At 33.5% G+C, this 10,540-nt stretch carries 11 protein-coding genes; 7 read left to right on the top strand and 4 right to left on the bottom strand.

Annotated features, from left to right (window positions below; all coding sequences use genetic code 11):
- The 4 genes from WBN21_RS10605 to WBN21_RS10590 all read right to left on the bottom strand — a co-directional run.
- Positions 1-695, bottom strand: a 695-nt coding sequence (locus WBN21_RS10605; protein ID WP_424200092.1) for a type IA DNA topoisomerase, incomplete at its 3' end; no start/stop codon positions are given.
- Positions 696-831: 136 nt separating this feature from the next.
- On the bottom strand, positions 832-1,617 hold the full coding sequence (locus WBN21_RS10600) for a hypothetical protein (protein WP_424200090.1): 786 nt from the start codon (positions 1,615-1,617) through the stop codon (positions 832-834).
- Between the two features lie 111 nt (positions 1,618-1,728).
- The gene (locus tag WBN21_RS10595) at positions 1,729-2,943 is read right to left on the bottom strand and encodes an LVIVD repeat-containing protein (RefSeq protein WP_424200088.1); all 1,215 of its coding nucleotides are present in this window, start codon (positions 2,941-2,943) and stop codon (positions 1,729-1,731) included.
- A gap of 37 nt (positions 2,944-2,980) precedes the next feature.
- Positions 2,981-3,427, bottom strand: a complete 447-nt coding sequence (locus WBN21_RS10590; RefSeq protein WP_424200086.1) for a hypothetical protein — start codon at positions 3,425-3,427, stop codon at positions 2,981-2,983.
- A gap of 146 nt (positions 3,428-3,573) precedes the next feature.
- Here WBN21_RS10590 and miaB point away from each other — a divergent pair, with 146 nt between their 5' ends.
- The 7 genes from miaB (at position 3,574) to groL (ending at position 10,424) form a co-directional block, all read left to right on the top strand.
- Positions 3,574-5,022, top strand: coding sequence for a tRNA (N6-isopentenyl adenosine(37)-C2)-methylthiotransferase MiaB (gene miaB, locus WBN21_RS10585; protein ID WP_424200084.1), 1,449 nt, complete (start codon positions 3,574-3,576; stop codon positions 5,020-5,022).
- A gap of 57 nt (positions 5,023-5,079) precedes the next feature.
- Positions 5,080-6,351, top strand: coding sequence for a sigma 54-interacting transcriptional regulator (locus WBN21_RS10580; RefSeq protein ID WP_424200082.1), 1,272 nt, complete (start codon positions 5,080-5,082; stop codon positions 6,349-6,351).
- A gap of 113 nt (positions 6,352-6,464) precedes the next feature.
- On the top strand, positions 6,465-6,971 hold the full coding sequence (locus WBN21_RS10575; RefSeq protein ID WP_424200080.1) for an LptE family protein: 507 nt from the start codon (positions 6,465-6,467) through the stop codon (positions 6,969-6,971).
- A complete protein-coding gene (locus WBN21_RS10570; RefSeq protein WP_424200078.1) occupies positions 6,971-7,915 on the top strand; it encodes a hypothetical protein in 945 nt (314 codons plus the stop codon). Before WBN21_RS10575 ends, WBN21_RS10570 begins: the two co-directional genes overlap by 1 nt.
- Entirely contained in the window at positions 7,915-8,271 is a 357-nt protein-coding gene (gene secG, locus WBN21_RS10565) for a preprotein translocase subunit SecG (RefSeq protein ID WP_424200076.1), read from the top strand. The genes WBN21_RS10570 and secG overlap by 1 nt, the downstream gene beginning before the upstream one ends.
- Positions 8,272-8,414: 143 nt before the next feature.
- Entirely contained in the window at positions 8,415-8,690 is a 276-nt protein-coding gene (locus tag WBN21_RS10560; protein ID WP_424200074.1) for a co-chaperone GroES, read from the top strand.
- Positions 8,691-8,795: 105 nt separating this feature from the next.
- Complete coding sequence (gene groL / locus WBN21_RS10555) at positions 8,796-10,424, top strand: chaperonin GroEL (protein WP_424200072.1); 1,629 nt, start codon at positions 8,796-8,798, stop codon at positions 10,422-10,424.
- Positions 10,425-10,540 lie beyond the last annotated feature (116 nt).

Here is a 10,540-nt window from a genome sequence, read left to right as displayed (position 1 = left end):
TTAAAATCAGCTGATGCATTTTGCTCCAAGAATTTTTGAGCTTCTGCTTTTGTTGAAAAATTCTTTGGAAGTTTGGCTTTAAACGTTTGCCCATCTTCATTTGAAAATTCGGCATCTATTCTATAAGTTCCAACAGGAGTAAACTCTTGAATTTCTCTTTCTTTTTCAACAATTAATCTTACAGAAACCGATTGTACACGCCCTGCAGATAAGCCGCCTTTTACTTTTCTCCAAAGTACCGGAGACAACTCATACCCAACAATTCTATCTAAAACACGACGCGCTTGTTGTGCATCTACCAAATCGTAATCAATACCTCTTGGATTTTCGATAGCTTTTAAGATAGCACTTTTAGTAATTTCGTGAAAAACAATACGTTTAGTTTTGTCTTTATCCAATTTTAAAGTCTCAGCAAGATGCCAAGCAATAGCTTCACCCTCTCGATCCTCATCACTTGCCAACCAAACCATTTCTGCTTTTTTAGCTAAGTCTTTCAGTTTTTTTACAACTGCTTTCTTATCTTTTGAAACTTCGTATTTTGGTTTAAAATCACCATCAACATCAACCCCTAATTCCTTGGAAGGCAAATCGGCTATATGGCCAAAACTAGATTCTACTTTAAAATCTTTACCTAGAAATTTTTCAATGGTTTTTGCCTTTGCAGGTGACTCTACTATCACTAAATTCTTCGCCATACTTCATTTTTTGAAGGTACAAATGTATATCAAAAAAAGTTTATCTGTAGCATTTTATGGATTATCTGTGAATTATTTAAATAAAAAAGCCTGCTTTTAACACAATAAAAGCAGGCTTTTTGGAATTATAAATATTTTATTCTGGCAAAGTTGTTCCTATTTCGTCAATAGCGCTGCTCTCGTCAAAACCTATAACTTTTTTATAAATTAAATAAATAGGATGGTATGTGAAGGCTGAAGTAAACAACAACCCAATGCCACACATTAAATAACCGACAATATTTGCTAAAATTGCAGAAACCACAATTAATCCAAAAGTAATAAGCCATTTTTTATTTCCTAGTTTAAAACTTGCCTTTACAATCTCACCAAGTGTTAACTCTGGATTAAACGCAAAAAATACTGCAAAAAACGACATAGGAACCATGGTATAAATTAAAGGAATATAACAAAGTAAAGCCGATGGAATGGCAATTGCTATGGTAGCTAACATGATCATAAATGTTTTTCCTAAGTAATCCTTTTTTACATAATGAAAATAATCTGGTGTAACGACTTGCTCATTATTATCAAGTTTTCTCATTATTCTATAAAAACCAGCAATTATAGCAACTGAAACTGAACCTAATACTAGCGCCGCAACAATTACGAATAAGATATACATTACGGACATTCCAGCAAAAAAACCTTCAACAGCAGCCGTATCGCCATAACCAGAGTTTTGTTGCGCAATTACCATACCTATTAAAGGAATATAGAATACTATAATTAGTGGTAACATGATAAGTAACATAAACAAAAACATTAAAAACCCTTGTAACCAAGTTTTTTTAAACAATTCAATTGATTCACTAAAAATAATCCCAAAATCGAGGTCTTTAGCACTATCAATTTTTCCTAAAATAGTTTCAATTGTATTCATTTTTATAGTTTGGTTAGATATAAAATAGGTACTGGTTTAATCCTAATTAGTTACAATTATACATAAAAAAATCTGCCCGAAGGCAGATTTTCAAAACAACATCAATTTAGTTTAGTTTAGTTCAAAAGAGCTTATCAGCCCAATGTTGTTTGTCATATATTCGTATTGATAAATGGTATTTCCACCTATCATTATTAACTTATCTTCTAAAGGAATAACATCTTTAGCTTGTACGGTTTTTAAAGTGTTTACAAGATTTAATTCAACAGGAGTTTCACGCTCAAACAGCTTTAAACCTGCCGTGCCATCGCAAACATAAAGCATGTTATTTCTAACACCCAAACCATAAGGGTTTTCCAAATCATACCTCGCCGCCAATGTTGGCCTTGTTTTGTCGCTAATATCAATTACTTCTAAAACACTTTCTAATTGCCCACAAGCATTGCCTCCACGCAACGTTACATAAGCATAATCACCAGAAACTACTACTGGATCGCACCCTTCCCAATGTGTGAATTCTGAAACATACTCTGGTGCCGCAGGATTTAGTAAATTATAAATGTACATACCGTTTGTGCTCCCTAAATATAAATACCCTTGGGTTTGAAACATGGTTTCAATATTCCAACCAGCATATTGCGTGTTTTCAAGAATGGGTTCAGCTAAATTTTTAATATTAAAAATAGACATTTCATAATTTCCAACAGCGTACAAATAGTTACTTACAATTTGAAATCTTGCCAAGGAACCTCCCGTTCCTGTTGTAGATTCAGCACCAGAACTCAAGGCCACATCACCATCCAAAGTCACAAAACGTGTATCCACCTTTTTACGTCTTTCAGTATTTAATGTCCATCCAACAATAATTTCTTCCTCGTAATTATATTTCCCATATTCAACAGCATCAGCCTCAGTAGGGATTTTAAAATTATATACATTAAACACATCTTCCAAGCGTTCAACTAAACGCACATTATTTAAATCCGAAATATCAAATACCACCAAATCAGTAGCACTATCAGCGAATAAAAAATTATCTTTTACTGAAATATCCTCATTACCAGGTATCTCGATAAACCTAATATTCTTCGGGGATTTCGGATTAGAATTATCAATAATATGAATTCCAGAATCCACATCACCAACAAAAATATAATCTTGGTAAACATAAATTTTACCTAGCGATTCAATGGTTCTGGGAGCACTTACTTTAGCTGCACTTCTAAAAGCAGTTTTAGTCATTAATTGCGGTGTTGCAACTTGCAAAAATTCATAATCATCGTCGTTTTTATCACATGATAAAGCGACCATAAAAACTAAGGACAAAAAAAGGTGTTTCAAATTCATTAGTAGGTAATTTATTTTAGTATTTATAATTTAAGGAAGAATCAAAGCCTTCAATATGTAAAATTATTTCGTTACTCCCATTAATTTGTAATGGCGTTAAATCAAATAAAATAATTCTTTCAAAATAAGCCAAACATGCTTCATCATTTATTAATTGAAATTTTAAATAGCGTTGTTCTGGAGATGACTCTGCAATAGCTTCAGAATCAACAAGATTAAAACCCCAAGTATTGCCATCGCAACCTGATGCTCCTATTTCTAGACTTAAACAATTATCTGCTATTTCTGCATCAATAAAAGTAAAATTTACTGTATTTAGATTTTCAAATAAATCATTATCAACAATTGTTGTTTCATCGCAAAAACTAATATAATCAACATCATCTACATCTTCACATAGAACGTTCATACTACAAAACATGATTCCTATTGCAAAAGATATTTTTTTAAACAGAAATTTCATTTAAATGAAGTTTAATTACACTTTAGATGCAGAAATCTTTATATGGTTGCGTAAAATTATCAAATAATTAAACTGCCACTTTGTCATAAAATATAAATTAATCTTATCTTTGCACACTTATTGACCCTTACAGGTCTGAGTAAAATATGGAAAAGATAATAGACGAAAATAAACAAGGGGAATCCTTAGTGGTTGAAAAAAAAGAAGGCAATAAGCGCAAACTTTTTATTGAAAGTTACGGGTGCGCCATGAATTTTAGCGATAGCGAAATTGTAGCTTCCATAATGGCTACCCAAGGCTATAACACCACCCAAAACCTAGAAGAAGCCGATTTGGTTTTAGTAAACACCTGTTCCATTCGTGATAAAGCAGAACAAACCGTTCGTAAACGTCTTGAAAAATATAACGCCGTAAAACGCGATCATAATCCAAAAATGAAAGTGGGCGTTTTAGGTTGCATGGCTGAACGCTTAAAAACAAAATTTCTTGAAGAAGAAAAAATTGTCGATTTAGTTGTTGGACCTGATGCATACAAAGATTTACCAAACCTTTTAGCCGAAGTTGATGAAGGTAGAGACGCTATTAACGTTATCCTATCAAAAGATGAAACCTATGGCGATATTTCACCAGTACGATTAAATACAAATGGTGTTAGTGCTTTTGTTTCCATTACTCGAGGTTGCGATAATATGTGTACGTTTTGCGTGGTACCTTTTACACGGGGGCGCGAACGTAGTAGAGACCCACAAAGTATTATTGAAGAAGTGAACGATTTATGGAGTAAAGGCTATAAAGACATCACGCTACTTGGGCAAAATGTAGATAGTTATTTGTGGTATGGCGGCGGACTTAAAAAAGATTTTGAAAAAGCTTCCGATATGCAAAAAGTAACTTCGGTAAACTTTTCAAACCTACTAGAAATTTGCGCCAAAGCACAACCAAAAATGCGCATTCGCTTTTCAACTTCTAATCCACAAGATTTAACATTGGATGTTGTTGAAACCATGGCGAAATACCAAAATATTTGTAATCACATTCATTTACCAGTACAAAGTGGAAGCAATCGTATCTTAAAGGAGATGAATCGGTTACACACTCGGGAAGAGTATTTTGAATTGATAGATAATATCCGACGTATCATTCCAAATTGCACCATTAGTCAAGATATGATAGTTGGTTTCCCTACTGAAACGGAAGAAGATTTTCAAGATACCGTATCATTAATGAACTATGTGAAATATAATTTTGGTTATATGTTCACCTATTCTGAGCGCCCAGGAACAATGGCTGGTAGAAACATGAAAGATGATGTGCCTGAAGAAACAAAAAAACGCAGACTTCAAGACATCGTTGATTTACAAAGGTTACATAGTGAAGAAAGAACCAAAGCATGGGTTGGTAAAACGGTGGAAGTTTTGATTGAAAAAGAATCGAAAAAATCAGATTCAGAATGGTCTGGCCGAACTTCGGAAAGTATTGTATGTGTTTTCCCAAAAGAAAATTACAAAGTGGGCGATTTTGTAAATGTAAAGGTTACAGATTGTACAAGTGCGACACTAAAGGGTGAAGCTGTTGGCAATTCAGAATACAACTAAATATTAAATCAAATTTATAGTCCTGACTCTTTAGTCTTGACTCTAAAATCAAAATAAATGGAATCAGTTCAAGCTATAAAACAACGTTTTGGTATTATTGGAAATACGCCGTCACTAAATCGTGCTATTGAAAAAGCGATTCAAGTTTCACCAACAGACATTTCAGTTTTAGTAACTGGAGAAAGTGGTGTTGGTAAAGAAAGTATCCCTAAAATAATCCATCAATTATCACACAGAAAGCACAATAAATATATTGCCGTTAACTGTGGTGCGATACCAGAAGGCACTATAGATAGTGAATTATTCGGACACGAAAAAGGCGCCTTTACAGGTGCAACACAAACCCGGGAAGGTTATTTTGAAGTAGCAGATGGCGGAACCATTTTTTTAGATGAAGTTGGTGAACTACCATTAACAACCCAAGTACGATTATTACGTGTTTTAGAAAATGGCGAGTTTTTAAAAGTAGGATCAAGTAAAGTTCAAAAAACAGATGTACGAATCGTTGCTGCAACAAACGTGAATATGTTTGAAGCTATTGAGAAAGAAAAATTTCGTGAAGATTTATTTTATAGATTAAGTACAGTTGATATTAACCTACCACCATTACGAGAGCGTCAAGAAGACATTCATTTATTATTTAGAAAATTTGCCAGCGACTTTGCATTAAAGTATAAAATGCCAACTATAAAGCTAACAGATAATGCAATACAAATTTTATTAAAACACCGTTGGGGCGGAAACATTCGTCAGTTAAGAAATATTGCAGAACAACTTTCTGTTTTAGAACAAAATAGAACCATTACAGCCGAAGTTTTAATAAGTTATTTGCCAGCAACTTCGGGCACAAATTTACCCGCAGTAATTAAAACCTCGAAATCAGAAAGTGATTTCAGTAGCGAACGAGAAATACTATACAAAGTACTTTTTGATATGAAAGCCGACTTGAACGACTTGAAAAAGTTGACCATGGAATTAATGAAGAATGGCAATGTCAAAGATGTTGAAAAGAAAAATGAAAGCTTAATTCAGAAAATTTATGGCGATGACAATGAAGATGAAATTGATTTTGAAGAAACTGTAGAAAACAATGAAATTATTGCCATTCCTGAACATAGAACAACGGAAGAGGAAACAACATCATTTCAAGACAAATATCACTTTGCAGAAGAAATTGAAGAAGAAGAGACTTTATCCTTACATGACAAAGAATTAGAATTAATTAAAAAATCGCTTGAACGTCACAACGGAAAACGTAAATTAGCAGCGGCTGAACTAGGAATTAGTGAACGTACATTATATAGAAAGATTAAACAATTTGATCTTTAAATTGAGTCCACAGTAATTAGGCTACGGTTGTTAGTAAATACAACAAAATAAAAAATAAATCGTTTAAAATTAAACTTTCACGATTCTTATATAACAGGAATCTATCATTACAAATGAATTACACAAAATATATTCTCTTAATTATACTATCCACAACACTAGTTGCTTGCGGTGCATACTCTTTCACAGGAGCATCCATACCACCTGGAACTGAAACCTACCAAGTAAATTATTTTGAAAACACATCCTTATTAATTGAACCTGGTTTAGAACGCGATTTTAAATTAGCCCTTGAAGATTTAATTCAGAACCAAACCAACCTAACTTTGGTTCCTTCAAAAGGCGATTTAATTTATGAAGGTGAAATAACAGATTATAGAATTTCGCCTACTACAGCAACTTCAGAAAATACAGCTGCCCAAAACAGACTAACAATAAACGTAAAACTTCGATTTTTCAACACTAAAAAAGAAGAAGATGATTTAGAACAATCCTTTTCATTTTTTTATGACTATCCTGCAAGTGGTGTTTTAACCGGGTCGCTAAAAACAACCGCTCACGACGAAATTTTTGAACGGATTACACAAGATATTTTTAATGCTACTTTAGCAAAATGGTAATGAAACAAACCGATTTTACATACATTTTACAAAACCCTCAGGTTATTTCTCATGAGCAAACTGAGGCTGTGAAATCTATTATTGATGAGTTTCCCTATTTTCAACCTGCACGTGCCTTACACTTAAAAGGGTTAAAAAACCAAAACAGCATCACTTATAATCAAGAATTAAAAACAACAGCAGCCTACACAACTGATAGAAGTATTTTATTCGACTTTATAACTTCGGAAGCATTTATTCAAAATGAAATTTCAGAATTTATTAAAACAAATACTGAAAATTTAAAAAGTATTCCAGTTGATATTGAAGATATTTCAATCAACAAAAGTGTTACTATTGACGATGCACTAAAACAGCAAATAAAAGATACTGATGGTGTTTTAGACCCTGCTTTATTTGAACCTAAGGAAGCACGACCTAAAAAAATTCAAAGCTTTATCCTTGATGAATCTGAAGCTATTGAAAATGTCACTAAAGAAACAAAAACACAAGAAGCCAGCGTTAAAGATATTTTAAATCTTGGAAAACCACTTCAATTTGATAAAAAAGAAACACATTCGTTTAATGAATGGTTAAAGCTAACACACTTTAAACCAATTGATAGAACGAAAGAATCTGAAGATGCTTCATCAGAAATTAAAACAAACGAAAATTTAGAAAAGGAAAAAAAGTTTAAACTTATTGATAAATTCATTTCTGAAAACCCAAAAATTAGTCCGGTTAAATCAAATCCTTCAAAAATAAATTTAGCAAACTCACAGATGATACAGCCTGAGTCATTAATGACTGAAACTTTGGCGCGTATTTATGTGGAACAAAAAAACTACAAAAAGGCAATCCAATCTTATAAAATTTTAAGTTTGAAATATCCAGAAAAAAGTAGTTTCTTTGCAAACCAAATTAAAGCTGTAGAGCAATTAAAAGAACATAATAATAAAGAATAATGAACACGTTTACAATATTTTTAATCCTTATCGTGGTTGTAGCATTTTTGCTAATTGTAGTAATTATGGTTCAAAACCCTAAAGGAGGCGGATTATCATCATCTTTTGGCGGTGGTGGCACACAACAATTAGGTGGTGTAAAAAAGACAACTGACTTTTTAGACAAAAGCACATGGACTTTAGCAACACTTTTATTAGTTTTAATACTATTATCAAACGTTGCTATCGATAGTGGTACGGCTGGAGCAGAATCAAAAGCATTAGATGCTGATGCTCAATCTACTCAACCTTTACCTGTAGCACCTGCTGCAACAAACAATGAAACAGCTACTCCTGAAGATTCAACTGGAGAGTAATTAAAATAAATAACACAAAAAATGCCAACTAAATAAGTTGGCATTTTTTGTTTCTGAAAGTTTGTCAGTTAACAAGCCATGGCACATTTTTAGCAACGAGTTAAATTAACAACATAAATTACTAAAAATCAAAACATATAAAAATGGCATTAAAAATTAAACCATTAGCAGATAGAGTTCTTATTGAGCCAGCTGCCGCTGAAACTAAAACAGCATCAGGAATTATTATTCCAGACAATGCTAAAGAAAAACCTCAAAAAGGAACTGTTGTAGCTGCTGGAAAAGGCACTAAAGACGAACCTATAACTGTAAAAGTTGGTGATACTGTTTTATATGGTAAATACGCTGGAACAGAATTAAAACTTGAAGGCAAAGATTATTTAATCATGCGTGAGAGTGATATACTAGCCATAATCTAAAATGGCTCTTAGCTATTAGCCTTTGGCTTTTAGCACCAACTAAAATTAATATAAATACTTAGCCAATAGCAAACCGCTAAAGGCAAAAAGCTAAAATTTAAAAAAATGGCAAAAGATATAAAATTTGATATTGAAGCACGCGAAGGTTTAAAACGTGGTGTTGACGCATTAGCCAATGCAGTAAAAGTAACATTAGGTCCTAAAGGACGTAACGTAATTATTAGCAAATCATTTGGGGCACCGCAAGTAACTAAAGATGGTGTAACTGTTGCAAAAGAAATTGAATTAGCAGACGAGCACGAAAACATGGGTGCTCAAATGGTAAAAGAAGTAGCTAGCAAAACTAACGATTTAGCTGGTGATGGTACAACTACCGCAACGGTTTTAGCGCAGGCTATCGTGAAAGAAGGTTTGAAAAACGTGGCTTCTGGTGCTAATCCAATGGATTTAAAACGTGGTATTGACAAAGCCGTTGCAGCAATTATTATAGAATTAGAAAAGCAAGCTCAAAAGGTTGGTAATTCTTCTGAAAAAATAAAACAAGTCGCGGCTATTTCTGCAAATAACGATGATACTATTGGTGAGCTAATTGCAAAAGCATTTGGTAAAGTTGGTAAAGAAGGTGTGATTACTGTTGAGGAAGCAAAAGGCATGGAAACATATGTTGACGTGGTTGAAGGGATGCAATTTGACAGAGGTTATTTATCTCCTTACTTTGTAACTGATGCTGATAAAATGATTGCCGATTTAGAGAATCCATACATTTTATTGTTCGATAAGAAGATTTCTAACTTACAAGAAATTCTTCCAATACTAGAGCCAGTTGCACAATCTGGTCGCCCGTTATTAATTATTGCTGAAGATGTTGATGGTCAAGCATTAGCCACTTTAGTGGTAAATAAATTACGTGGTGGATTAAAAATCGCAGCAGTCAAAGCTCCTGGCTTTGGTGACAGACGTAAAGCTATGTTAGAAGATATTGCTATCTTAACTGGTGGAACTGTAATTTCTGAAGAAAGAGGATTTACATTAGAAAATGCTGACTTAAGCATGTTAGGAACTGCTGAAACTGTAACGGTTGATAAAGACAATACAACGATTGTGAATGGTGCAGGCGATGCTAAAAGCATTAAAGCGAGAGTGAATCAAATTAAATCTCAAATTGAAACAACAACTTCAGATTACGATAAAGAGAAATTACAAGAGCGTTTAGCTAAATTAGCTGGTGGCGTTGCTGTACTTTATGTTGGTGCTGCAAGTGAATTTGAAATGAAAGAGAAAAAAGACCGTGTTGATGATGCCTTACATGCAACAAGAGCTGCTGTGGAAGAAGGTATTGTTGCTGGTGGTGGTGTTGCTTTAGTTAGAGCAAAAGCTGTTTTAGCAAAAATTACAACGGATAATTTAGACGAAACTACAGGTGTTCAAATAGTAAATAAAGCTATTGAAGCGCCTTTAAGAACTATTGTTGAAAATGCTGGTGGCGAAGGTTCTGTAGTTATCAATAAGGTTTTAGAAGGTAAAAAAGATTTTGGCTACGATGCTAAATCTGAACAATATGTTGATATGCTAAAAGCTGGTATTATCGATCCTAAAAAAGTAACACGTATTGCTTTAGAAAATGCAGCTTCTGTAGCTGGAATGATTCTAACAACTGAGTGTGCTTTAATAGATATTAAAGAAGCTGAAGCTGGCCACCCTCCAATGGGCGGCGGTATGCCAGGCATGATGTAATGCCGAATCGCCATAGATAAATTATTGACTTACGTCAGTTATAAATGTAAAAGCCTTTGATGAGAATCAAAGGCTTTTTATCTTCTTTAAAAACTGCTAAAAACCAAAACCACCTC

Source organism: Algibacter sp., from assembly GCF_049667265.1.
GTDB lineage: Bacteria > Bacteroidota > Bacteroidia > Flavobacteriales > Flavobacteriaceae > Algibacter_B.
This window is presented reverse-complemented; position numbering and strand designations above follow the sequence as displayed.

Coding starts and splice junctions, on each gene's coding strand:
- WBN21_RS10560 (WP_424200074.1), top strand. CDS start 8,415: ATGGCATTAAAAATTAAACCATTAGCAGATAGAGTTCTTATTGAGCCA.
- groL (WP_424200072.1), top strand. CDS start 8,796: ATGGCAAAAGATATAAAATTTGATATTGAAGCACGCGAAGGTTTAAAA.
- WBN21_RS10570 (WP_424200078.1), top strand. CDS start 6,971: ATGAAACAAACCGATTTTACATACATTTTACAAAACCCTCAGGTTATT.
- WBN21_RS10580 (WP_424200082.1), top strand. CDS start 5,080: ATGGAATCAGTTCAAGCTATAAAACAACGTTTTGGTATTATTGGAAAT.
- WBN21_RS10575 (WP_424200080.1), top strand. CDS start 6,465: ATGAATTACACAAAATATATTCTCTTAATTATACTATCCACAACACTA.
- secG (WP_424200076.1), top strand. CDS start 7,915: ATGAACACGTTTACAATATTTTTAATCCTTATCGTGGTTGTAGCATTT.
- miaB (WP_424200084.1), top strand. CDS start 3,574: ATGGAAAAGATAATAGACGAAAATAAACAAGGGGAATCCTTAGTGGTT.
- WBN21_RS10600 (WP_424200090.1), bottom strand. CDS start 1,617: ATGAATACAATTGAAACTATTTTAGGAAAAATTGATAGTGCTAAAGAC.
- WBN21_RS10590 (WP_424200086.1), bottom strand. CDS start 3,427: ATGAAATTTCTGTTTAAAAAAATATCTTTTGCAATAGGAATCATGTTT.